This is a genomic window from Bifidobacterium sp. ESL0704 (assembly GCF_029392075.1).
Classification (GTDB): domain Bacteria; phylum Actinomycetota; class Actinomycetes; order Actinomycetales; family Bifidobacteriaceae; genus Bifidobacterium.
This window is the reverse complement of the sequence record NZ_CP113929.1, coordinates 296,922-321,149: the sequence shown is the minus strand read 5'-3', so window position 1 is coordinate 321,149 and position 24,228 is coordinate 296,922. Positions and strand designations below refer to the sequence as shown.

Below are 24,228 nucleotides of genomic sequence, written 5' to 3'. Positions count from 1 at the left end.
TCTAGGATATCAGCCTCACGGCAATCGGCACAAGCCCGCGACTCACCTCATGTGCCGGGCGCTCTGGCCGCGCGAACGGAACCACACCAACGAGATGCAGGTGGCAATCAGCAACACCGTCACCCCGGCAAGCAACAGCATCGCCCCGAACCAGCGCGCACCTCCGGTGAACGGCAGCTGGGTGATGGGCAGTGGCTCTTTGAGCACGGCCTTGACCAAGTCGGACTGGTTGTTTTTGATATCCAGCTTGTCACCTGTCGAATTCGTGTTATAAGTACTCTGCAGCTGGCCCGCCCGGTCGGCCGCTGTGACATGGAACTCACCAGGCCATGTGCCTTTCGGCACATCAACATGCCAAGTTCCATCCTTCTCGCTCTCAGCGTGAGAACGGGATCCATCCTGCCAGATCACCGTCACCTTGGCTCCGGACTTGCCACCCGAATTGACGTAATCCGGAATATCCGGCGATGTGGCATCCTCGGGCATCTCCACGGTTCCATTGACACCGATGGATCGGTTGACCGAAGTGACCTTGACGATTGGCGGTACCATGTCGATGATCCTGTTGACAACACGGCCGATGGCAGGCTTACCGCCCACGACGTCCTGAAGGACCGCATAGACCTTGTACAGCACGTTGCCCTTCGGATTGGCCTTGGTCGGGAAGACCGACGGATCGACGATGCATGACCAATTGGCCTGATAACGCGCCGGGTTCTTGGGGTCGGGCTTGCCGTCACTGGTAGTGGTGCCGGTGCCGTCAATCTGCTTCACGTCCTGCAATTGGTCGACGGTCGTGTCCTTGCTTCCCGCGGAATTGTTGAAATTCTCGCAGTTGAGCTGGTACTTGGCGTTGGGGATATGCAACCCGTTAGGCGCCATGCTGTTGTTGCCGTCGATGATCACGGGGTTGCTGGTGTCATCGGAAGAGCCGGTGGTGCTTCCGTCCTCGCCAGTGGTGTCCGAAGCGGTCATAATCTTGTCCTGCGGGACGGCGAAGACACTGAACTTGTCGTTCATATGGTTCGCGGAGGTGATGTCACCCTTAATGATGACTTTCGCGCCGTCAGGCAGGCTTGTCTTACCCGCATTCGCCCCGCTGGCAGCCACCGAGCTATGAGGAGCATATACCTCCTTGACCGATGGGTTCGAATTCATGCTGAGCTGGAAACGCGCCGCCTCGATGTTGGAGAAGTCCGACGTGACGTGAACAGGGGTGTTATCGGCCTGCCAGGCATGATAGCGCACCTGGTCCTGCTGATCCGGATTAATGGCAAGAGGGTCGTCAATAGTCCATGTTCCGTCATCGCCCACTGGTACCGTGCCAACCTCACGACCTCTGGTCTTGATATTGTTCACATCCTCCGGATCAATAGGGTTCTTCGGATCCTCAGCGAATACCGTGACGTTATAACCTTTCGTGCCGGTTCCACTCACCGTGCGCGTCTTGGGATCGGAATAGCCCGGGAACGGATTGACCACCGGAGCTGCCGGACGCGCGATATCGAAGTCGTAGTAAGCCGTGTCGATAGTCCAACCCTTGTCGATCTGCGCCTGAACCTCGCTCGGGTTGTTTTTGGCCATGTCGTCGGTGATGCCCTCGGTTTTCGGGTCAGGATTACGCAACGGATCGGTCGCCTTGCACGCCTGATTGACCACCGGCCAGGTCACGAGCTTGAAATAGCCGTCAAGATGCTGATCTTCCTTGGCTTTCTTGAAGTCGATGCTGCCATCGGCATACTGAGCCTTGCTGCCATTGCCAGCGCCAGGCACGATGAGCTGGCCTGCAGGAGCGACACCGTCATAGTTCTTGGTGCTGTTGAAAGCCACGCTCTTATCGAAGTCCCCCGTCGATATATTGCTGGTCAATTGCCCTTGAGCATTAGGAAGCCTCAATTCGAAACCAGTACGGTTTGTTCCTGCGCCTAGTGCCGGCATATTCGAAACCGTAAGCGCCTCAGGCGTCAATGAATCAACCGGCACCCACTTATTATTTTTCAATCCAATCCACTGATACTTGAACCCGGTCACCTGGTAACAAGGGTCGCTGGAATCAACACCAAGCGCAGGGTTATACCATCCAACGAAGAAGGAATTCGGCGGGGCCACGCCAGGCTTCGTCAACGGTGGCTTATTGTTGCCACGAACCGTGGTTGGACCGGCAATGCCCCTATCAGTCGACATGCCCCAATTAGCCTGCCTGGTTGACCATAAAGTCGGCCAATCAGTATCAAAGCCGACCCATGAGTTAGGTATGTCGCATCCATGAACCGTTTTGAAGTCGGAAACCACACCGCTGGGATAGCAGGTTCCCGGATAGGCCGTCACGGTTTCAGAATCAGACACATCTCCGGCCAACGGCGACTGCGCAAGCAAATCAGTAGCGTGGTACGTTGTCGAGTTATTGTCGTTACCCCAGCTCCAACCATTCTTTGACAAAGCATTATCCACACTATTGTTGCTGCCGGTAGCCAACGGCCCGACTTCAACCCAGACACGCTCCCTCCAAGAACGACCGTCATTGTAGCCAGGATTACCCTTCACATCCTTATTGGTCCAGAAGGCTTTCGTCTCATCCTGGATGTTCATGTCTCCCTGAACCGAGACAGTCACATAGTCATAGAGTCCGGCATGCATGATCTTAGGAATGGTGAAGTACTCATCATAATTATCCGCCCATGTATTCGCGTTTTTGATAGCTGTAGTATCAGAGGTCGAAGAATCGACATAGGTGTTCTTATACCCCATCGCGTGGCTATAGTCTGGATAGGGAATACCGTTACTATCCGTTTGCTTGTTGTCACCAAAGTCATAACGAATCTTCATGCCAATGGACTCGGGAGACGAACCTGCAGTCGGATTCACTTCGTCATGTGCCACACGAACCACAAAGTCCATACGCAACTCGTCACGCGCAGTATCGATTTTGTTGTTGGCCGCAAGTAAGCGGTACAGCACCGGTTTGCGGAAAGCTCCGTCAGGGTCTGTCGGGCACTCGGTGGACCGCCAAACCTTCGCGTACTGATCGCCAGAGCAGGAATCGGTGGTCGTCGTTGAAGCGGCGCTGGCCGTAGTCTGTAACACCGAGCCATTAAAGGTCGCCAGCAGCGTTGCCAACACGATCAGTCCGGCGAAAACGCACGTCGCAGCCTTCGCGACATGGTGGCGCTTCACGCCCTGCGCATGCTCTGCGTCGAGGCCCTCTTGCCTTCTGTATCCATCGTTGCCTTTCACCACAATCACCTCTAGTGCGGTAGTCCGCATGACATTGAAATCTTTGTACTTGTTTTGGTACTTCTTGCTAAGTTCTCTGATATCTGTCAGTATGAAATTTTTGATATGCATCGGCGCCAACTGGAGACGTCAAACGGTCTACATGACTTCACCGAGCAATGTCGCCTTCCAACGGGAGCACATCCCGTTTTGGGACAACGAAAGTTAAAGATGCCATACGAAGCTGACAAAATGGTTCACACATAGAGTAATTAAATGTCTAATTAAATAGATTGATATTGATCATAAACTAACATTTTCGCACAATGAACAATTTCTTGCGCTTTATGAAACCCTTGGAATTTCAACGTTCTCACCATCACCACGCAAATGGAGCGTATACCACAACCCTATCCGCAATAAGTGGCAAATACCCCACATCTGTGGCATTCCCCATATCGTCGATGTGAGTATAAACACATCGAAAAACTGAACTGTCAAACGTTTTCTGTATATCTGAATTATTCTTATCGAACTGGGTAGCAGCATTGACGCTGATACGTCGTAGACGAAATAATTCGATTATGCGTAGAAAAGCAGAAAAGTCGGCAGCAAATCTGCTTATCAACGCAAGACAGAAATTACGTACGTTGAAAAGCAGAAAAACAACCCCATAAATCTGCTTTTCAACGCACTCGTTACACTCGAACGCTTACAACTCAGACCCGACTGCCTAACAACCTGTCAGATGGCGTCGGCGTCACGCTCGCCGGTGCGCACGCGGACGACCGAATCGAGCGGCACGACCCATACCTTGCCATCGCCGATGGTACCCGTCCGAGCGGCACGCACGATGATGTTGACCAACGTATCGGCATCAGCGTCGCGCACCGCCACCTCCACACGGATCTTGGGGATGAGGTTGACCGAATAACTCGCACCGCGATAGACCTCGGTGTAGCCGTGCTGCTCGCCGCAACCGTTGACCTCGCTGACCGTCATGCCCTCGACGCCCGCAGCCGCGAGGGCGTCCCGGACTTCCTCGAACTTCGCCGGCTGAATAATCGCGGTAATCAGTTTCATCGTTCCATCTCCTTGGCTACCGGTATTGGTTCGGTTCGACAACAAGAGGCAAGACACTTCTCAACGATGAGTTTCATTGTTCCGCCTCCTTGGCTTTCGGCTCTGCAACTGGCTTGGCGGCAGCAGCTTTGGCGCTTCCAGCGTTGCCATACACCTTGAGATAACTGGGATAGCCGGAATAACGAGCCGCCAAGTCCATCAGCGCTCCGCCCTTGCTCGTACTCGCAAAATCGTACGCGCTCTCGCCTTGGTCGGCAAGATCGACCCCGGTTAATTCCTGATTCTCGTTCACTCTCCAACCGATGGTCTTTTCAAGCGCAAAAGCGATGACGAACGTGACCACGGCGGAATAGACGACTGCGGCGAGCGCCACCACTACCTGCACCGCAAGCTGACGCCAGTTGCCTCCGGCGAACAACCCTGCGCCCTGAGCGAAGAAACCGACGAGGATGGTGCCGGCAAGCCCGCCGACGCCGTGCACGCCGACCACATCCAGTGAATCGTCGTAACCGAAACGGAATTTAAGACCGCATGCCAGGCAGGTAAGCACGCCGACGATCACACCGATGACCATGGCCCAAAGCGGGGAGACCACGTCGGCCGCCGGGGTGATGCCGACCAAGCCGGCCACCATGCCGGAAGCCGCGCCGACCGCCGTGTAGTGGCCTGTGCGAATCTTTTCGGTGAACCCCCAGCTCAGCATCGCCGTTGCAGCGCAAAGCGAGGTGCTCACCCACGCGTAGCCGGCGGCACCGTTGGCCGCGAACGCCGAGCCCGAGTTGAAGCCGAACCAGCCGAACCAAAGCAGGAACGCGCCGAGCATGACGAAGGGAACGTTGTGCGGGCGGATCGAGGCTTTGCCGAAGTCGCGCCGCTTGCCGATTAAGAGGACAATGACCAGCGCCGCCACGGCCGCATTGATATGAACGACGGTGCCGCCGGCGAAATCATGGACGGGCGCGCCGATGAATCTGGAGATCGGGCCGTGCGCCGAAAGCAGGCCGCCGTTGAAGACCATGTGGGCCATGGGTGCGTAATCGAGCGTGACCCAGATGGCGACGAAAATCATCCATGTGCTGTATTTGATGCGTTCCGCGAGCGCCCCGGAAATGAGGGCGACGGTGATCATCGCGAACGCCAGCTGGAAGGCGACATCGATGCTCACCGGATATTTGTTGCCGTTGGAGGTCAGGCCGGTGGCGGTGAAAACGCCGTCCTTGCCGGCCTTCATCGTGTCACCAAGCAGGAAGCCGGTGGACGGTTCACCGAAGATACCGCCGATGTCCTTGCCTCCCCAGGAAATCGACCAGCCCCACAGGGCCCAGATCACGGTGCTCACCGCGAGCGCACCGGCCGAGAGCATCAGCATGTTGAGCACGGCCTTGCGGCGCACCATGCCCCCGTAGAAGAACGCCACTGCAGGCGTCATCAGAAAGACGAGCGACGCCGCGATCAGCATCCATGCGGCATTTCCTGTATCCATGTCGTGTCCCCTCACCAACCCCAAACGCGTACCTGGTCTGGTGCGCGAATCATATGGGAACATACAACACGGTCAGGGTAAGGAGAAGTTTGACACGAGGTTACGGCGATGTAAAGCACGCACCATCGCCGAAACATGATGGTTACGTATCAGGCAGGATTGCCGGTTCCATGCAGAGAAAATCACAAAATCACGCCTCAAACTGTGATTAGCTCCGCACATTCGCATCGGATACAGAGCTAATCACAAAATAAGCCCCAATACTGTGATTAACTCTGCATATCCATGCCCGATACAGAGCTAATCACATAATGAGGCCTGAAACTGTGATTAACCCAGCACACCCACAACACAAATCACACAACCACACCCAAAACCGTGATTAACCCCGCACACCCACAACACAAATCACACAACCACACCCAAAACCGTGATTAACCCTGCACAATCCGTTCCGTACAGAGAAAATCACACTATCTGTCCGACGATACGAAACCGCGCACCAACCATTTGCTGGCTGATGCGCGGCTGAAGTTTAGCGTCTCGTACAAATTACACTGACTTGCCTCAGGCGAGAATGCCGTCGACGAAGCCTTCCGGGTCGAAGGGGGCGAGATCGTCGGGGCCTTCGCCGAGACCGACGAGCTTGACCGGTACCTTGAGCTCCTGCTGCACGGAGATGACGATGCCGCCCTTGGCCGAGCCGTCGAGCTTGGAGAGCACCACGCCGGTGATGCCGATGGCCTGCGCGAAGACCTTGGCCTGCTCCATGCCGTTCTGGCCGGTAACTGCGTCGAGCACGAGCAGCACTTCGCTCACCGGCAGGTTCTTTTCGGTCACACGGCGAATCTTGCCGAGCTCGTCCATCAGGTTGGCCTTGTTCTGCAGGCGGCCGGCGGTATCGATGATCAGCACGTCGGTGCCGTTCTCCTTGGCCTGCTTGGAGGCGTCGAACGCGACCGAGGCCGGATCCCCGCCCTCTTTGGCGCTGCGGACGACGGGCACGCCGACCTTCTGCCCCCAGGTCTCAAGCTGGTCGGCGGCGGCGGCGCGGAAGGTGTCGGCTGCGGCGAGCATGACGGATTTGCCTTCCGAGACGAACAGGCGCGCGAGCTTACCGGCGGTCGTGGTCTTGCCGGTGCCGTTGACGCCGACCATGATGATGACACTCGGCTTCTTGGCGTCGGGCTTGTCGGCCTCGAGCGCGCGGTCGGGTTGGGAATCGACCAGGTCGATCAGCTTGGAACGCAAAGCCTCGCGCACGGCCTTCGTCTCTGAGGTGCCGGTGATACGGGCGTCGTTGCGCAGCTCGCTAACCAACTTTTCGCTGGCAACGCTGCCAACATCGGCCAGCAACAACGTGTCCTCGACGTCCTCCCAGTCGGATTCGGAAAGCTGGTCCTTGGCAAGAATGTTGAAGAGCGCACGGCCGAACGGATTCGATGACTTGCTGAGCCTCTCCTTGAGCCGAACAACGCGCGAGGCCTTGGGCTCCGGCGTTTCGACGCTTAGCGAGGGGGCAACGTTATCGGCAGAACCTTCAGCGGCCGAATCCGAGGCAGCCGCCTCTTCGGAAGTACCTTCCGCCAAAGTCGTTGACTGGGATTCGTCATTCCCGGCAACACCGGATTCCGGCTTCTTCGATTCGTCAGGACTCTGGGCATTGACCTTTTCAACAGGGCTTGCGGCTTCAGGTGATTTTTTATCATTATCATCACCGACAGCACTTGGCGAGCCGGAACCGGCAGTCTTCGCCTCTTCGGGAACGTTGGAACTCTGGCTATTCGCTTCATTTTTCTTGTGCGAATGCATAATCAGCACGGCCACGGCGATAAGCACGATGGCGATAACCACCAGCGCCGCGACAATCAGCATCGGATTCATAGTAAGACTCATGACTCCAGATTATCCGCACACCCGAACGGGAACCGAAACGGCTTCGCGGATGCACGCCGAATTCATCCGTTGCCGAAAAAGAACAGACCACATCGCCAGCCGACAATACCCTTGCTGCCGAATGCCGCCCCAAAATGCCGCCTCGGATTTAGACTTATATACATGGCCACGATTTACGATGTTGCAAAGGAAGCAGGTGTCTCCAAATCCACCGTTTCCTATGTCCTTTCCGGCAGCAAGCTGATTCAGGAGAAAACCGCGGACCGGGTTCGCAAAGCGGCGAAAAAAATCGGATATTCCGCAAATTATGCGGCCAAAACCCTTTCCACCTCAAAAACGAATACGATCGGCATCCTCGCCCCGAAACACGATAAACATTTCTTTTCGCTTTCGTTCGGCGCCTACCTTTACAGTTTGTCGCAATATATCCGCGAACAAGGATTCGACACGTTGCTGCTCACCGACGACGATGGCGTGGAGGCACTGGAAAGAACGGCAAACAGCAAACGCGTGGACGGCATCATCATCATGGATATTCGCGACGACGACCCGCGGGTGAAGGCGGCCGCGCACTCCGGCATCCCTACCGTGCTGTTGGGCAAACCTCATGATGCGTGCGGGCTCGATGTCGTGGATACGGATTTCGGCCAGATTGCGGCGGTTTTGGTGGACCATCTGGCCAACGCCGGCCACCGCGACGTTCTCTTCATCGGCTGGCCGCAACCGTTGTACGACAGTGAAGTGAATTATGCCACCCGCTTCAGAAGCGCTGCACTGGCGGAAGCGCAGAACAGAAACATGCGGCTACACGTCATTTGCCCCACATCGGACACGGCGAACATGGCACACGAGTTACACGCGAATCTCAAAAGCCATCCCGAAAGCACCGCGGTCATCATTCACAACGACGCCGTGCTCATCGGCTCCCCGCAGATCTTCAACCGACTGGAAATCAGCATTCCCAAAGACCTTTCGCTGGTGACCGTCATCCCCGACCAGATGGGCATAGGAATGCACCTTCAATACGATGCGGTCATCGTCCATCTCGACGAGGTCGCGAAGGAAACCGTCGACATGCTGATCGATCGCATCGCCCATCCGAACGCCCCCGCCCGTCAACGGCTTATCATGCACCCGCTTTCGCTGACGGGTTCAGTCAATAACATTCAATGAATAATATTCAATAAGAAAAACACAATGGGGTTCGGCCCTGTGGCGGAACTCGAATCATCTCGAACCCGCCACAGCGGACGAACCCCATCTCTATCCAGATATATTCAGATATATTCAGATATCAGAGCTTGCCTGCAAGCCCATGGTCTTTGCCGTTACGGGAGAATACGGGAATGCTCTCCACCGGCGCGGCAACCGTGACGGATTGCCCGCCAAGGTAGGTCGTGCCGTCGCGCAGATCCTCCCAGATAACCTCGTCGCCCCCGGGAAGATAGACTTCCCGTTGCACGGCGCCAAAGCGCAGGACCGGAGCAACCAGAAGATCCGCGCCGAACATGTATTCGTCATTGATGTCGGCGGCGGCCTCATCCTCCGGGAATTCATAGAACAGGCCTCGCATCAGGGGCTGGCCGTCGGCATGAGCCTGCCCGAACAGCTCACGCAGATACGGACGAAGCGTTTCACGCACTCCGATGAACTTGACCAGCACCTCCTCGACCCGCCTACCCATGCTCCATGGCTCGTTGTCGGCTCCGCTGGGTAGCCGCGGCGAGCCATCCGCCGCAGTGACGGGCTTCTTCATGCTTCCGTCCGGCTGCGCCTGCGAGCGATCGCCATGATTGCGCATAATCGGGCTGAAACAGGAAAACTGCGCCCAGCGAAGGAAGAGCTCACGGAAATAGTCCGAGTCGATATCGCCGTCGTGGAACCCGCCCATATCGGTGGTGAACCAGGGTATGCCCGCCATGCCCATGTGGACCGCACATGTGATCTGGCACTGCAGGTCTTCGAAGGTGGAACCGACATCACCGGACCATACCAAAGCACCGTACTTCTGCGAACCCGCCCAGGCGCAACGAGTCAGGTTGACGATCTGCCCCTTGCGCCCGTCGGCGATCTGGCCTTCGTAGAACCCACGGTTATATTCCCGCGGATAGATATTGCCCACCTGCTGGTTCGCGCCCGCATAATAGCGGTAATTGGCGAAATCATAGACCCCGTATTCGGGTTCGGCCTCGTCCAGCCAGAACGCGTCGACACCGAGATCGGCATAGTTGCGCTTGCATGCATCCCACACATAGGCGCGGGCGCGCGGATTCGTGGCATCGTAGAATTGGCACGGCTCGACAAACATCATGCCGAGGTCCTCGCCGCTTTCGGCTTTGACCAGAAGATTCCGGCTTTTCATATCGGCATAGTTCTCGGATTTGACCGAAACCTGCGGCCAGACCGAGACCATGACTTTGATTCCGAGGCTATGCAGCTCATCGCACATCGCCTTGGGGTCGGGCCAGAACTCGCGTTCAAACCGGTAGTCGCCCATATGCGGCCAATGGAAGAAGTCGATGACGATGACATCAAGCGGGATGTCCTTTTCCTTGAAACGGTGAGCGACATCGAGCACCTGCTGCTGATTGTAGTAGCGCAGTTTGCACTGCCAGAATCCCAGCGCCCAATCCGGCATTTGGGGCGCGTGGCCGGTGGCATCGGCATAGTTCGACTCGATGGCGGCAGGGGTGTCGCCGGCGGTGACCCAATAATCGATCTGCCTGGCGGATTGGGCCTGCCAGACCGTCCGGTTACGCGCAAACGTCACCGAGCCGATCGCCGGATTGTTCCACAGGAAACCATACCCTGCCGAAGACACGACAAACGGCACCGAAGCCTGGGAATTGCGGTGTGCCAGCTCGAACACGGACCCCTTGAGATCCATAACCGACTGCTGGTACTCGCCCATGCCGTAAAGATGCTCATCCTGGGGAGCGACGAAAGAGGCCGTCACCGCATGGTCGCCGCCGATGATCGGCCGGTAGTCGCGAGCCTTCAGTTCCAGCGATCCGCCGTCGGGCAACTCCCGGAACAGCAGCGTGCCGTCGCTCTTCCAGAAACTCAGTTCGCAACGGAAGACCTCGTATCCACACGATCCGGACATCCAATGCCTTTCGTGCGCTTTCACGACGATCGACCCGCACGTAAGGCTCGCCTCGCCACGTTCGGGATCGATGGAAGCTTCGACCTTGCAATCGCCGAAATCCTCAGCGCCGGGTTTTTGCAAAGCCCAGTCCGCGTCTGCAGGCTCGTGCATGGAGGATGCACGCACGCGCACACCGTCCCTGCCCCAAGCCTCGATGCGCAGATATTCGCCGTCCGACGTCCACGTCAGGCTGTGGCCGGAATCATCGGTTTCAAATCGCGTTTGAGCCGTCAGCGCCTTTCCTGTACTTTCAGAACCCATAGATATTGAACCTCCTTGTTGATCTTTCACTGTATTTGTTGTACTCGAAAACTTTGCCGTGTCATCAATCCTTGACCGCACCCGCCGTGACTCCCGCAGCGACGTATTTCTGCGCGACAAGCAACAGCAGCGCGGCGGGCAGCGACGCAATGGTGGCGGTGGCCATCAACGGCCCCCACTCCTGGTTCTGCGCACCGATATAGTCGTAAAGCCCCATGGTGATGGGTCGGTTCGGGCCACCGCCGGAGTCCAGTGTCGAAGCGAACATGAAGTCCGACCACGCCCATAAAAACGAGAACAGGGACGTGGTCACCACGGAATTACGCGACAGCGGCAGCACGATACGAGTGAAAATACGCCAGTTGCCGGCGCCGTCCAGTTTGGCCGCCTCAATCAGCGAACGCGGTATGCCGGCCATGAACGAGGTTTCCAGCATGACCGCAAACGGCACCGCCACAGTCGTGTCGGCAAGAATCAAGCCCCATACGGTATCGAGAATGCCGATCTTGTCGTAGATCTGATAGAAACCGAGCGCCATGACCACGGCAGGGATCATCTGCACCAGAACCAGCACGAAATTCATCGTCTTGTTGCCCGCAGCGTGCAAGAAGGCGATGCCATACGAGGCCGGCAATGCGATGGCCAGCGTCAGCAACACGCAGCACACCGAAATGAACAGCGACATTGCCAGATAACCCATCTCGCCGCGGAACGCGGAAACATAGTTGTCCAGCGTGAAATCCTTGGGATAGAAACTTCCAGAACGTATGGACCGGCGTTGGGTGAAGGAAATATTGACCATCCAGTAGACGGGGAAAAGCATGATGGCGGTCAGCACGATGCCGATCAGCGTCTTATACCAAGTAGAACGATGTTTCATCGTATTCACTCCTCCTCATCGTGACGCTGGACCCATAGGTAAATGAACGCGAAGCATAGGGCGACCACTATCAAAACCGTTCCCAGCACCGAAGCTTCGGAATATTTGATGACTGCGGAATGCCCTTTGCCGAAGGCCATCGCGTACGACCAGGTCGCCAACGTCTGCGAAGTGCCGCTGCCCTGGGTCATAATCCAGATGATGTCCACGGTTTTGAGGGTATAAACGAAGCCGAGAAGCAGGGTGATGAGCGTCACCGGCTTGAGTAGCGGGAAGACGATCTTCCAGAATTGCTGCCAAGCGTTGCAGCCGTCCAGCGCCGATGCCTCGTACAGGTCCTTGTTGATGTTTTGCAAACCTGAATAGAGAATGACGAGGTTGAAAGGGATTCCAAGCCAGATATTGGCGATGATCACGGAGACGAGCGAATGGTCGGCCTGCAGCCACCATATCGGGCTTACCCCGAAGAAGCCGAGGATTTCGTTGGCCACACCGTGATCGGCATCGAGCATCCATTGCCAGATCGTGCCGGATATCATAGGCGGCAACAGCCACGGCACCAGGAATACCCCTCGCAGGAAGCCCGACAGCTTGAAATTCTGATTGAAGAAGACGGCGAGCGCCAGGCCGATCGCGTACTGGAAGGCAATCGAGAAAACCACGAAAATCAAGGTCTGGGCCAAGGTCTTCCAAAATTCCGAGGTGCTCAACACCTCCCTGAAAATATCGAAACCCACAAACGGCGCATCGCCGGTGACGAACGTCTTTCTGGTGAAACGGTGGAGACTCATGGAAATGTTTTCCAAAAGCGGCATCAAATAAAATACCAGCAGATAGATTATCAACGGTGCGGTGAACCCAATGGCCGCCCAAGTAGTGGCTTTTATCCTTTTGCGATGCGGCTCGCGCAGGCTCGACGACCTATCTGCAGAGCCGCGGTGGAAAACTGAAGCCGAAGCGTCTTTCACGCCTTCCGCAGTCATAGACACAATAAACCCCTTGTCATCAATATGAATGGTAAAAATAAAATGTTCGAAAGCCGGGATTCGGGAAGGGAGATTCCGCTTCCCGAACCATAGGTTTCATGTTCACAATCCCTGAGCCACGCATGCCATACGCGCCATACGAGCCATACGTGCCATATGCGCTACGCGCACCATACGCGCCATATGCGCTACACGCGCTACACGCACCACGGACACGATGCGTGCTCACAAACCTCACTGACGCAGTCAGGGCTTGAACAGGGTTGAACAGGGCTTGAACAGCCCGAATCGAAATGCCGAACGCATTGAACGGCTTTGAGACCTCAGGAATTGAGCGCTTTCTGAAGCTGCTCGGAAAGATCGGCCGAGGTCGTCTCATACTGCAAACCAACCTTCGCCGTACGACCGACGACCTTGTCGGCAATCGGCATCCACGGTTGCCACATCGGGTTCTTCGCAACCTGCTGCTCACGAACGGATTTCTTCGATGCGAAGTACCCCAGTGCATCCGCGACCTGCGGCAGGTTCTTGTCGCCGGTCAGGCAGTTGATCATGCCGGCCGCCAGCTTGACCCGGTCCTTATTGGCCTTCTTATGGGTGGGTAGAGTGATGAACTCGCCGCCCGTTACGCCGGCCGCAATGCCGCCATGCTTGCCGGGAAGCGGAATCAGCTTGTAACCGTTCTTCGCGCCCTCCTCGGACTGCCACGAGCCATTTTCGGCGAATCCGTATTCACCGGTCAGGAACACGTCCCATGCCGCCGACTGGTTGTCGGTGGCGGCGGACTTCGGAGCCCAGCCTTGCTTGACCCAGCTGCTGAGCAGGTCGTAGGAGTCCTGCTTGGCCGTTCCCTTGTTCACGTCCTTGAGATCGCCGCCGGCGCTCAGGAACCAAGGCAGATATTGGAACACGCCTTCCTCACCGGTAATTCCCGAGAAGGTTATGCCCTTCGCCCCGGAATCGACGACCTTTTTGATGGCGGCGTTGAGCGAATCCCAATCCTTGATGGCGGATACATCGACACCGGCCTTTTCGATGATCTTGGGGTTGTACCAAAGACCCAACGCGTTGGCACCGAAAGCGAGGCCGTATTGTCCCCCATCGATCTTGCCCGGTCCTTGGATATTGGAGTCGAAGCCGTCGACCTTGACACCCGAATCCTTCAGGTTGGCGATGAGCCCGGAATCCTGGGCACCGACGACGAACGGGTTGTCGATAATCGCGATATCAGGCGCATTATCTGCTTTCACTGCCGTGGTGAGCTGGTTCAGCACATCGTTCTGCGGCATCGACCGGCGCTGGATGCGATAACCTGCGGGTGCGCACTTGGTCACCTGTTTGTCCCAAGGAGATCCGGCCTTGCGATTCGTGTACGGGTCCCAGAATTGCAATACTTTATTATCAGCGCTTTGCGAGGCGTTTCCGCACGCCCCGGCTCCAAGCAGAACACCGGCGGACGCCACACCGGCGAGAATTCTTTTGACCGATTTCCCAATTCGCGTTTTCCTGATTTTCGGACTTTCCACGTTCGCTCCTTATATAAATTCGTTACATCTATGTACAAAGCCGTTTCAAAAATCCTTTTTTGGACCGGTCCAAAACACCGTATACCACTTTTCGCCAAATCGCAAATACACATTGAGCAATCGGACGCAAATCTCGTGACACAGCAAACGAAATAGCTCAACGACATGGATACTCATTCGCTTGAGATCACCGGTCTGGCATGAGTTTGCTTACGCTGACCCATGGCGAGAAAAAGACGGAAATTCGCACGGTCTCTGTTGCCCATCACAAGTGAGCGCGAAACGCGGCACAGACGCATACCCAAACCGGGGCATTTAAAATCACCCTCTCTAACCAGGCCGGTCTTATTTTTAACGCCCCGGTTTGGGTGTACGCCGCATACAATGTAACTATGTCGAATGCTTCCAGAATGACCTCGTACCAGCGACGCGAGCAGCTCATCACCATCGGTCGCGGGCTTTTCGCCGCCAAAGGCTACGAAGCGGTGAGCGTCGAGGAAATCGCGGCCGCCGCGAAGGTCTCGAAACCCATCGTCTACGAGCACTTCGGAGGCAAGGAAGGCCTTTATGCCGTCATCGTCGACCGTGAAATGCAGAAACTCACCAGCACGCTGATCGACGCGCTTTCCGCCGGCGACATCCATCCGCGCCAGATCGTGGAGCGCACGGCCCTGGCTCTGCTCACCTATATCGAGGAAAACTCGGAGGGTTTCAACGTGCTCGTGCGCGACTCCCCCACCACCGACCCGGCCGGCTCGTTCAGCTCGCTGTTGGGCGACGTGAGCCTGCGCGTCGAGGAAATCCTCACAAAGGCATTCAAACAGCATAAGCTGCCGGCCAAAGGCGTACCGTATTATGCGCAGATGCTCGTGGGGATGACCGTCTTCACCGGCCAGTATTGGGCCGCGAACCAGAAGAAGATCGACAAGGAACAGCTCGCCGCGCATATCGTCAACCTTGCCTGGTACGGCCTTTCGCGCCTCGAGGCCAAACCGAAACTGCGGTTCGAGAGCGATTTGGATGCCAAGGATGACGGTAAAAACAACAAGAACAAAAAGGATGCCACCAAAAACAATGGTGACACTGACACCGTAACTGATAACAAGAACGACGCCAAGGATGCCAATCTCAACAGCGGAAAAGACTCTGGCACGGGAAAGCACGTGGACGGCAATCACCACGATTCCGGCAACGATCAATAACACGACCGCTTCGCAGAGAATCGTTCGTAGGAAGCCATACACAGCATCTGCGGTCTACAGAGTCTGATGCACGAGAGCGCTTGTCACCGACAACATCAGTTCATTCGGACCGGTGTCAATTCCGGAAAGGCAAGTCTCAGAAGGTGCGAATAAATCAGACAATATGCATAGTTTGACTCATAACAATTCCAACAGCTTATGGTGAATGCGGCGCAATTCATGTCCGTGTACGCACATTCTCAGGCTCGCATGGTAAATTGTCTTTTGTTTGTCACACCAACGTGGCAAACATCCATTAACGAGGAAACATGGCACAAACTAGTTCGAAAACGCTCACCTTCGTGGTGCCCGCCTTCAATATGGACACCTACCTTGAGCGTTGTGTTTCATCGTTAACCGCAAACCCCGACAGCGATGACATCGAGGTGCTGATCGTCGATGACGGCTCGTCCGATGGCACGCCGGAACTCGCGGATCGCCTCGCCGCAGCAAAACCCGGAATCATCCACGTCATCCACCAGAAAAACAAAGGTCATGGCGGCGCGGTCAACACCGGCATCGCCAACGCCGAAGGCATGTATTTGAAGGTCGTCGACGCCGACGATTGGGTGGGTGCAGCCTCGCTTGGCCGGCTGATGGACGTCATGCGCCGGCAACGCAACGCCAGCGAACCGATCGATCTGTTCGTCACCGATTATGTCTACGACAAAGTCGGCAAGCGACGCAAGCACATCGTCAAATTCGACAACGTGATGGACGCGGACAAGCGTTTGGGCTGGGACGATCTCAAGCGTTTCGGCATCACACAATACATGATCATGCACGCACTCATCTTCCGCTCCGATGTTCTGCGCAAAGCCCAGACCCAGCTGCCCGAGCACACGTTCTATGTCGATTTCATCTACGCCTACCAGCCGTTCCCGTGGGTCAAATCGCTGATGTACATCAGCACGCCGTTCTACCACTATTTCATCGGACGCGACGGGCAGAGCGTGCAGACCGACGTGATGATCCGGCGCGTGGACCAGCTGGTGCGCGTCAACCGCGCCATGGTCGCCGCAACCCCCGAACGCAAGAACGTCTCCGACGGCCTCTACCGCTATATGATCCACTTTCTCTCCATCGAGAGTGTCGTCGCGAGCGTGTTTCTCATCCTCTCCCGCAACCCCGCGAACTACCAGATCAAGCGAGAACTCTGGGAGAACCTGCGTGCCGTTTCGCCGCAAATCTCGCGCGACGTTCGCCGCCAGCTGCCTGCACGCGCCATCAATCTGCCCGGTTCACTCGGTCGTTGGATCATCCGCAAGGGTTATCATATTGCGGAAAACATTATCGGATTCAACTAAATCAATCCATCTGAGAATCCAAGGGCATATTAAAAACACCGGATACAAACAATGAGCGCGATTCGACGAAACCCAACAATCATGCTCTTTTCAAATTCTGGAATACCGCACGAAATTCCGTACAACAATACGATATCGATACCTTCAACATTGTCTCCATTCCCGCGTCACAATTCAGAAGGAACGACTTCCTGATCTGAATTCCGACTTACTTGAATTGCAGATAGCGCACGAACGCGCGGGGATGGTCTTTGCCGCTTTGGACATTGCAAAACCCGAAGAATGTGTGATCAGGCAGGCCTTTCGCCTTCCAGACCTGCGAGCGGGAAAGGTCGAAGCCGATAGCGCTTTGCGCATTCGTAGCCGGGGCGCCATGCGCATCGACCAGAACCCCCATGCCCAAGTAGCGTTTGAGCTCCGAGGCGGCGAGGACCTCTGCGGGCTTGTTGACCAAGCCACGCTTGTTGAGCGTCATCATCGTCTTTTTATCGGTGACGATGCCATTGAGCTGACCAGCCGAGATCTGGGTCATGATTTTCGGCGAATCGTCGGTATAACTGTTTTTGCCCAAGGTCAGGTCACTGCCAAAGTCCGCCAGACGCGCATCCTTGAGGTTATCGTATTTCACGAATCCGTCTTGCAACGCGCCGATTTGCCGGGAATACTGGCGCATATTCACCGCCTGAAGCGTGAAGACCGGAGTGGGCGGCTTGGTCAGGTACGTGACCACCAGCGAAATGACGACGACGAGCGCGACGATGACCGCAATCGTGCCCAGCAGGAAATGCTGGACGAAAAACGTCCCTTTCTGCCCAGCGGGCAACTGGCGAAACGTGGTCCATTTGGACTGGCCGACGTAGACGTTCTCCTTGGCAAGACCTGAGACGGCCGCGCGTTGATCGGCGCTCAATAGAGTGCTGTCCGCGATTCGGGAGGCTGCGGCTTGATCGCTGACGGATTTACCGTGCGATGGGCGTTCGCTCGCCCCACCGTTAACAGACGTGCCGTTCACCGGGTTATCGGTCAAAGCCCTGCCGCCGTTTGCGGGCTTACCGCCAACAGATCTGTGATTCGACGATCTTTCATCGGTAAGCCCGCCATTCTCGTCATGCCCTTCGTACGTTCCGTTTTCACGGTTATCGCCGTTTTCGCCATGATCCTCGGCCACAATACTTCCTCAGACGATCTTGGGCATCGGGGTCGTGAGCGAGGTGGTGAGATTGACCTGCACCACGCCGGCGCCGAAATGCGGCTCGACTTTTTTGAGCGTGACAGTGCGCTCGTCGGCTGCGGCGGAATCGTTGTCGGTCATCGTGGCCGGGGACTTCACTGCCACCACCGCAAGGTCGTCAACGCTCGTACCGACACCGTTGCAAAGCTCGGTCGCGGTGGCAAGGGATTCGGCAAAACCTTCTTTGAACAACACACGGTCAGCCGGCACGCCGTAAGCGTTGTCGGCAATCCACTTCACGTCCTCGACCAGGCCCATGCCCTTGTGGCTGGCACGGTTATTGCTCGCTTCAGGATCGTTGGCATCGGCAGATGCGTTGATCGCGTCGGCGGCATCATTCGCGCCATCAAGCGCACCCACAAACGCATCGAGCTGCGGGGCTAGCGCCTCGCCGCCGTCGCGGAAGAGATTGCCGATAATGGGCTCACGGAAGTCGAGCGATTTGGCCGTATCGCGCAGTGAAGCGATCTGATCGTCCTCGCCGTCCCAGAGGTTGACCAACGGGAAGGTGGGAATGCCAAGGCTTTCAAGGCGATGGACATGGAAGGGATAGCGCCAGGCGAGCTTCGGGTCGTCGCGCCAGGTCGAGGCGCGGGTGACCACCACGGCGGCGGCGGGCCATTGCGCTCCATACTCGCGACAAGCGATATCGAGCCATTTTTGTGCGCCGGCGTCGGCACCGTACCCGGCCTCAACCACCACCACGTCATGCAGGGCGCAGGCCATCTCAACGGAAATCAGGCTGGGGATGCCCAGCGACACGTTGGCGAACGGACCGCAGTGCACGTAGACGGGCGAACCGTTGACCGTCTCGGTCTTGGCGGGCTTCACCGCGTCGGCAAGGATGCCGGTGATGCGCCACAAATCGATGAACTCTCCGAAGGTAACGGGGCTGCCTTCCTTGGTACCGGCGACCATCTTGGAGACGCGTTCGGCGATCTCATCCATGGAATGCGAAAGCACGACGATCTGCATCAACTCGCAGGTCGGGGTCAAAACGACGCGCTCAGGTACGTTGCCCTTATTGCGGTCGACGGTGATCTGGCGCAGCGAGCGCGACGGCACTTCGGAGACGCGCGGGACCAGAATCGTGTCGATGCGTCCCTCGTCCACGGCCTTCTCCGCGAAGGAAACCAGCAGGTTCTGCGCGTTTTCGATGGCGGCCATCTCCCCGCACAGCCCCCAGTCGATCAGCTCAGGGTGCGAAAGCGAGGACTTGCCGCCGCCTGAGGCCCCACCTTTGGAACCGGCCGCGGTGATGCCCATGCTCGGCTGGCGCAGCACGGCGGTCGCATCGATGCCACGGGCACGCAACGCATCGATCAACGCGATGGTGGTGGTGGTCTTGCCCTCGCCGCGCGAGGCCTTCAACGGGGTGTCGGCAGTGACGAGAATGACCTGCCCGCGCTTGCGCGGTTCGTCGGCGTGGTTTTCCAAATAATCGAGGTACCCGAACGCGTCGATTTTCTGGACCAGCCCGTACTGGGTCGTGAATTGATCAATCAATGCCATGCCATACCTGCTTTCAATGCGCGTATAGATTATCTCAAGTTACGAGATTGTATCGTTACTTATTTCAGCTATACCAACCAATGAACCGTGCCGATAAACCCGCAGCCAATACTGTAAGCCTATCAGCAACCGCGTCCGCAGAGGGCTGCGCGACCAGAACAACTGCCGATAGCCGGCACCAACTGCCGGCGTCCGAACCAACCTGCCGGCACCAACTGCCAGCGCCCGAATCGACTGTTCCTGCCTCTAACCCAATAGGAAAAACTAGTTGCACATGGGTTGGGGGCAGAAACCGACAACAATGCCCCTAACCCTACGATAAAAGACAGATGCACACGGGTTAGAGGCAGAAACCAACAATTTGCCCCCAACCCTAACGGAACCCTCGGTTCTGCATGGGTTAGGGGCACCAATGAATCGTTGCAGAAGCCTCTGCTCAGTTGTCGGAACGGTCGAAGCCGTTGGACATGCCCATCGAGACCGTGTAGAGCACCGTATCCAGAAGCGAATCGGTCTCCTTCTTAATCTGGTCGGCCATCGACTGGTTGGCGGCGCGCAGGATCTCGCGCACCTCGGCGTTGCGGGTGGCGGCGATGACCTGGTCGGGCTCCATCGGTTCGACGTCACCGTCCGGATTGCCGGCGTTGAGTTCGGCCTGGGCCATCGATTCGGCAGTGGCCTCCTTGTCTCCGCCGAGCTTAGCGACCTGCTCGTCGGTGGCGGCAACCATGCGATGCGCCATGCCGCCGGTCAGCTCCTGATAGCGCTCGATGGCGTTGGCGGTCTTGGCGAACGCGGAATCGCAAAGCGCCGCGATGATGCGGTTGGCCCAGTAGAAGTTCTCACTGGTCACGCGGGTGGTGGTGGCCTCAAGATAGGCCGGCGTGGTGTCGACGTTCGGATAGAACGGCACCAGCGCGTTGAACGGATTGGAACCGTAGGAAATCCACTGGATGGCGCGGTCGGACTGCGGGCGGTACGGACGAATCTGGATCACCGAAAGCTGCGACTGGCGGTTGATGCCGATGGTGCGGTACATGTGGCGGGTGTGCTCGTCGCCGCGGTGGCCATACGGATCGTAAGGCGTGCCCTGATAGTGCGAACTCAGCACGTACTTGACGTCCTCGATAGTGACCTTGCGCTCCGGCTGGCGCGCCCACGGAATGTCATCGGACTCCGGGGTATGGTCGGCCTCGGGCCCGTCCCAGACCTCGTCGTAGGGGTTGAGGAAACGCTGCATGAACCAGGCGCGCGGGGTGTTGTAGACGTGGTCGGAATCGGAGTGCGAGCCGAAGGCGTCGCGCGGGTTGAACGGCGTGGTGGCCTCGACGGCGAGGTCAAGATGATTGGCCTCGATGAACTCGTTCAGGTCGGCCGAGCACATGCAGTTCTCCTGCTCGCCCAAGGCATCCTCAAGATCGAATTCGTCGATGCCCAGCTGGTTCGGCATGGTGACGTAGGCCTCGTCCGGCACACGCTTGGCGATCCAATGGTGGCCGCCTACGGTCTCAAGCCACCAAATCTCGTTGGAATCGCTGAAGGCGACGCCGTTCATCTCGTAAGTGCCATACTGCTCAAGCAGGGAGCCCAAGCGTTTGACGCCTTCGCGGGCGGTCTTGATATAGGGCAGGACGATGGTAAGGAAGTCCTCTTCGCCGATGCCGCCGGCGACTTCGGGCACGTAGCCGTCTTCGCCCTCCTTGCCTTGGGCTTTGGCAAGTTCTACGAACGGGTCGGCGCCCAGCACGCGTTCGTTGGTGGTCAGCGTCTCGGTGGCGCTCATGGCCACATTCGCCTCGTTGACGCCGGCCTCGCCCCAGATGCCGTCCTTGGTGTCGGCGTTGGGCATGGAGGTATATTGCATCGGGTTGCTGGGAAGCTCGACCTCGACGTGGCTCAGCACGCTGCGGTAATGGCGCGGCTGGTCCTCGGGCTTGATGACGACGAAACGCTTGGGGTTGAACTCCCCGTTCGCCGAATCCTCGTTGCGGGCGATGATGGTCGAGCCGTCATAGCTCGCATCCTTGCCGACCAGAATGGTGGTGCATGCCATAATTGTTTCCTCTCATGAAATGAAATGGCCAAGTGCTGATTACTAATCATAACGACTGGATGCCAATACTGTTTTCATGATAGATGCCTGCTCGCACATGAAGATCATCTTGGGTCAGAACCAACCCCACTGCTCTGTTCGGGTCGACTGTGCGCCTCTGCACGCACAAATCCGTAATCCCCAACCGCCTATTCCCCATATTGGACGCCTGTTGGTGCCACCAAGATACCCAAAATACGCAGAATGGAGGCCATATTCGTAAAAAACGGGCATCTTGGTGCACCAAGATGCCCGAAAAATGGCAATTGCGGGGTTAATCTTCGAAAAACAGGGGACTTGGTGGCACCAACATCACAATAATGACCGGTTTGGGGAGGATGGCACCTCGGAATCGGGAACCTTGATATTCGCAGGCGTGAAACCGGAGGACGGCCAGCGGATTCCAACCCACGTGGGCGCTTTTATTTCGTCGGATTGCCGATAAGCGTAATCTCGGCGTCATCGATAGGACCGCCATAATCAAGAATCTTATGGTACAAGTCGTTGAGCCAGAAGCCCTGCCGCATATCCGGCAACGGTTCAGGTGTGGCCCAGACGTGCAGAATGTAGCCGTGAGGCTTGTCGGGCGGCGTCGGACCGTTGTAGCGCATAGTGACCGCAGGATTATCGGAACCGACGAATTTGCTGGCCGCGCTGGTCCGTCCCTGCGTTGCCTCCGGAATCATCACCGGAAGCGTGCGTGAGAAGTCCGGCGGGATCTGCAATGCGTGGGAATCATTGAAGTCGAACATCAATGCATCGACCGGCACATTGGCCGCCGACCAGTGAATCCATTCGAAACCGCAGACCGGAATCGAATCCGGATCGGTTACCTGCCAATGCAGGTATTGCATACCCTCGCGCAACTCGTCGATGTAGAAGGGGAACGAAACGATCGGCGTGCCGTCGACTTTGTTTTCCGGCGCCGCCGCCCCGGTGAAATCATCGGGAATGGTCGTAAAATCTGCTGAAATCTTCATGCTTCAAGTATCGCTCGGGCTTGTGACGAAGGATGCGTCAATGGGCGAACAGAAAACATCGCCTATGAATCCACAACCCAGAACGTAGCGACAGACACTCAGCAAGCCGACAACCAATCAGTCAGATCACGCCAGCAACGCGCAAAGCAGGGCCTCGAAGAGCAGGGTCTGGTTGCCGTTGCCGTTGAGACGGCGACGGGCCACCGATATGGCTTCGAGGCGATCAACCACACCCTGCCGTGTCAGGCGCTCGGCGAGGTTGACCAGGGACGAACGCTTTTCCTTGTTGATAAGCCCGGCCGACTCGACCGCGTTGTTTTGGATCACGGAGACATCACGATAAATACTGGCTACCGTGTTGAGGTCACGGTCGAGTACGTCTCTGCTGCGCCTAGTGGCCCGACGCTTGATGTCGGCCTTTTTGCCGATCTGGTTGAAGGCACCGCGAAGTTGCGGCGGAATCCGGTCCTTCTCGCCCAAGCCATTGACGCGTCGAAACTCGGCTTCCTGCTCCCCCGCCTTTTCCTCGACGTCGTTTTGCGCCTGGGCCTTGGCATTGTCGATGAGTTGGCCGGCGAGCAGCACGGCGTCCGATGCCTTGCTCATATTGAGCACGCCGGAAACCAGTTCGGCTCGATCGCTGCGCACGCGCTCGTTGGTGGCGTAGAGCTTGGCCACGCCGATATGCCCTTCGGCCAGACGTGCACATTGTGCGGCCAGTTTGGGCTCGATATGCGCGTCGGTTTCCAAGAATTTCGCCACCGATTCAGTCGTCGGCACCGCAAGATTGATGACGCGCGTGCGCGAACGGATGGTCGGCAGTACGTCTTCCGCGCTTGGTGCGCACAACAGCCAGATGGTGTGGGGGCTCGGCTCCTCGATTTCCTTCAAGAGCACGTTGGTGGTGCGTTCGAGCATGCGATCGACATCTTCGATGATGATGATCCGCCAAGGTGCGACGCTCGGGGTCTGTTCGGAGGTCTCAATCAGGTCGCGGACCTCGTCGATGCCGATGGTCACCTTGTTGGTTGCCAATATGGTTACGTCAGGATGCGTTCCGGCCAACACCTGCTCGTCGGAACGTTCCGGTTCGTCACTCAGTCCATGGCTTGGGCTTTCTAGAGCAGCCGCAAACGCACGCGCCACGTTGGAACGGCCGGATCCGGGAGGGCCGCAAATCAGCCACGACTGGGCGATGGCCCTGGGATCGCCTGACGCGACGACACGCAGCTGCCCAACCACTTGCTCCTGGCCGACGATCGAGTCCCATACGCTCATTGTTCCTCCACTTGCGTTCTTGACTTCAGCTTATTGCTCGGCAACGATAGATGACGACGACAGCATGACGCCAATCTCTCATATGTCCGGCTCGGAGTCGACGTAATCGTC

15 protein-coding genes and 1 pseudogene are annotated in these 24,228 nt (G+C 57.1%); 3 read left to right on the top strand and 13 right to left on the bottom strand.

Features of this window, described 5'->3' with window-relative positions; translation table 11 throughout:
* Window positions 1–42 precede the first annotated feature (42 nt).
* From OZX64_RS01050 to ftsY, 4 genes and pseudogenes are all read right to left on the bottom strand, one after another.
* Window positions 43–3,264: a hypothetical protein gene (locus tag OZX64_RS01050; protein WP_277173183.1), complete on the bottom strand. Its 3,222-nt coding sequence runs from the start codon at window positions 3,262–3,264 to the stop codon at window positions 43–45.
* 693 nt (window positions 3,265–3,957) lie between these two features.
* Entirely contained in the window at window positions 3,958–4,296 is a 339-nt protein-coding gene (locus OZX64_RS01045) for a P-II family nitrogen regulator (RefSeq protein WP_277173181.1), read from the bottom strand.
* A 214-nt stretch (window positions 4,297–4,510) separates the two neighbouring features.
* A pseudogene (locus OZX64_RS01040) lies at window positions 4,511–5,779 on the bottom strand (ammonium transporter); the annotation flags it as partial.
* 567 nt (window positions 5,780–6,346) lie between these two features.
* A complete protein-coding gene (gene ftsY, locus OZX64_RS01035) occupies window positions 6,347–7,675 on the bottom strand; it encodes a signal recognition particle-docking protein FtsY (RefSeq protein ID WP_348519411.1) in 1,329 nt (442 codons plus the stop codon).
* Window positions 7,676–7,837: 162 nt separating this feature from the next.
* Between ftsY and OZX64_RS01030 the strand changes: the two genes are divergently transcribed.
* On the top strand, window positions 7,838–8,848 hold the full coding sequence (locus tag OZX64_RS01030; RefSeq protein WP_277173179.1) for a LacI family DNA-binding transcriptional regulator: 1,011 nt from the start codon (window positions 7,838–7,840) through the stop codon (window positions 8,846–8,848).
* Window positions 8,849–8,969: 121 nt separating this feature from the next.
* Here the strand turns inward: OZX64_RS01030 and OZX64_RS01025 are convergent, their stop codons facing one another.
* From OZX64_RS01025 to OZX64_RS01010, 4 genes are all read right to left on the bottom strand, one after another.
* A complete protein-coding gene (locus OZX64_RS01025; RefSeq protein WP_277173177.1) occupies window positions 8,970–11,084 on the bottom strand; it encodes a glycoside hydrolase family 31 protein in 2,115 nt (704 codons plus the stop codon).
* 64 nt (window positions 11,085–11,148) lie between these two features.
* The gene (locus OZX64_RS01020) at window positions 11,149–11,964 is read right to left on the bottom strand and encodes a carbohydrate ABC transporter permease (RefSeq protein WP_277173175.1); all 816 of its coding nucleotides are present in this window, start codon (window positions 11,962–11,964) and stop codon (window positions 11,149–11,151) included.
* Window positions 11,965–11,969: 5 nt separating this feature from the next.
* A complete protein-coding gene (locus OZX64_RS01015) occupies window positions 11,970–12,947 on the bottom strand; it encodes a sugar ABC transporter permease (protein ID WP_277174918.1) in 978 nt (325 codons plus the stop codon).
* Window positions 12,948–13,273: 326 nt separating this feature from the next.
* Window positions 13,274–14,476, bottom strand: coding sequence for an extracellular solute-binding protein (locus OZX64_RS01010; RefSeq protein ID WP_277173173.1), 1,203 nt, complete (start codon window positions 14,474–14,476; stop codon window positions 13,274–13,276).
* Between the two features lie 392 nt (window positions 14,477–14,868).
* On the opposite strand from OZX64_RS01010, the gene OZX64_RS01005 reads away from it, so the two are divergent.
* Window positions 14,869–15,678 (top strand): TetR/AcrR family transcriptional regulator, encoded by an 810-nt coding sequence (locus OZX64_RS01005; protein ID WP_277173171.1) that lies wholly within the window; start codon window positions 14,869–14,871, stop codon window positions 15,676–15,678.
* 308 nt (window positions 15,679–15,986) lie between these two features.
* On the top strand, window positions 15,987–17,024 hold the full coding sequence (locus tag OZX64_RS01000; RefSeq protein WP_277173170.1) for a glycosyltransferase family 2 protein: 1,038 nt from the start codon (window positions 15,987–15,989) through the stop codon (window positions 17,022–17,024).
* 208 nt (window positions 17,025–17,232) lie between these two features.
* Here the strand turns inward: OZX64_RS01000 and OZX64_RS00995 are convergent, their stop codons facing one another.
* The 5 genes from OZX64_RS00995 to OZX64_RS00975 form a co-directional block, all read right to left on the bottom strand.
* Window positions 17,233–18,192: a hypothetical protein gene (locus OZX64_RS00995; RefSeq protein WP_277173168.1), complete on the bottom strand. Its 960-nt coding sequence runs from the start codon at window positions 18,190–18,192 to the stop codon at window positions 17,233–17,235.
* Window positions 18,193–18,201: 9 nt separating this feature from the next.
* On the bottom strand, window positions 18,202–19,767 hold the full coding sequence (locus OZX64_RS00990) for a formate--tetrahydrofolate ligase (RefSeq protein WP_277173166.1): 1,566 nt from the start codon (window positions 19,765–19,767) through the stop codon (window positions 18,202–18,204).
* A 436-nt stretch (window positions 19,768–20,203) separates the two neighbouring features.
* Complete coding sequence (locus tag OZX64_RS00985) at window positions 20,204–21,820, bottom strand: C69 family dipeptidase (protein ID WP_277173164.1); 1,617 nt, start codon at window positions 21,818–21,820, stop codon at window positions 20,204–20,206.
* Window positions 21,821–22,281: 461 nt separating this feature from the next.
* Window positions 22,282–22,839 carry a YbhB/YbcL family Raf kinase inhibitor-like protein gene (locus OZX64_RS00980; protein ID WP_277173162.1) on the bottom strand — a complete coding sequence of 186 codons (558 nt, stop codon included), beginning with the start codon at window positions 22,837–22,839 and terminating at the stop codon, window positions 22,282–22,284.
* A 126-nt stretch (window positions 22,840–22,965) separates the two neighbouring features.
* The gene (locus OZX64_RS00975) at window positions 22,966–24,117 is read right to left on the bottom strand and encodes a DNA polymerase III subunit delta' (protein WP_277173160.1); all 1,152 of its coding nucleotides are present in this window, start codon (window positions 24,115–24,117) and stop codon (window positions 22,966–22,968) included.
* Window positions 24,118–24,228 lie beyond the last annotated feature (111 nt).

What these genes read in the sequence shown, in the direction of transcription:
- ftsY (WP_348519411.1), bottom strand. Translation starts at nt 7,675, where the DNA reads ATGAGTCTTACTATGAATCCGATGCTGATTGTCGCGGCGCTGGTGGTT.
- OZX64_RS01005 (WP_277173171.1), top strand. Translation starts at nt 14,869, where the DNA reads ATGTCGAATGCTTCCAGAATGACCTCGTACCAGCGACGCGAGCAGCTC.
- OZX64_RS01050 (WP_277173183.1), bottom strand. Translation starts at nt 3,264, where the DNA reads ATGCGGACTACCGCACTAGAGGTGATTGTGGTGAAAGGCAACGATGGA.
- OZX64_RS01030 (WP_277173179.1), top strand. Translation starts at nt 7,838, where the DNA reads ATGGCCACGATTTACGATGTTGCAAAGGAAGCAGGTGTCTCCAAATCC.
- OZX64_RS01025 (WP_277173177.1), bottom strand. Translation starts at nt 11,084, where the DNA reads ATGGGTTCTGAAAGTACAGGAAAGGCGCTGACGGCTCAAACGCGATTT.
- OZX64_RS00980 (WP_277173162.1), bottom strand. Translation starts at nt 22,839, where the DNA reads ATGAAGATTTCAGCAGATTTTACGACCATTCCCGATGATTTCACCGGG.
- OZX64_RS01015 (WP_277174918.1), bottom strand. Translation starts at nt 12,947, where the DNA reads ATGACTGCGGAAGGCGTGAAAGACGCTTCGGCTTCAGTTTTCCACCGC.
- OZX64_RS01020 (WP_277173175.1), bottom strand. Translation starts at nt 11,964, where the DNA reads ATGAAACATCGTTCTACTTGGTATAAGACGCTGATCGGCATCGTGCTG.
- OZX64_RS00985 (WP_277173164.1), bottom strand. Translation starts at nt 21,820, where the DNA reads ATGGCATGCACCACCATTCTGGTCGGCAAGGATGCGAGCTATGACGGC.
- OZX64_RS00975 (WP_277173160.1), bottom strand. Translation starts at nt 24,117, where the DNA reads ATGAGCGTATGGGACTCGATCGTCGGCCAGGAGCAAGTGGTTGGGCAG.
- OZX64_RS00990 (WP_277173166.1), bottom strand. Translation starts at nt 19,767, where the DNA reads ATGGCATTGATTGATCAATTCACGACCCAGTACGGGCTGGTCCAGAAA.
- OZX64_RS01045 (WP_277173181.1), bottom strand. Translation starts at nt 4,296, where the DNA reads ATGAAACTGATTACCGCGATTATTCAGCCGGCGAAGTTCGAGGAAGTC.
- OZX64_RS01000 (WP_277173170.1), top strand. Translation starts at nt 15,987, where the DNA reads ATGGCACAAACTAGTTCGAAAACGCTCACCTTCGTGGTGCCCGCCTTC.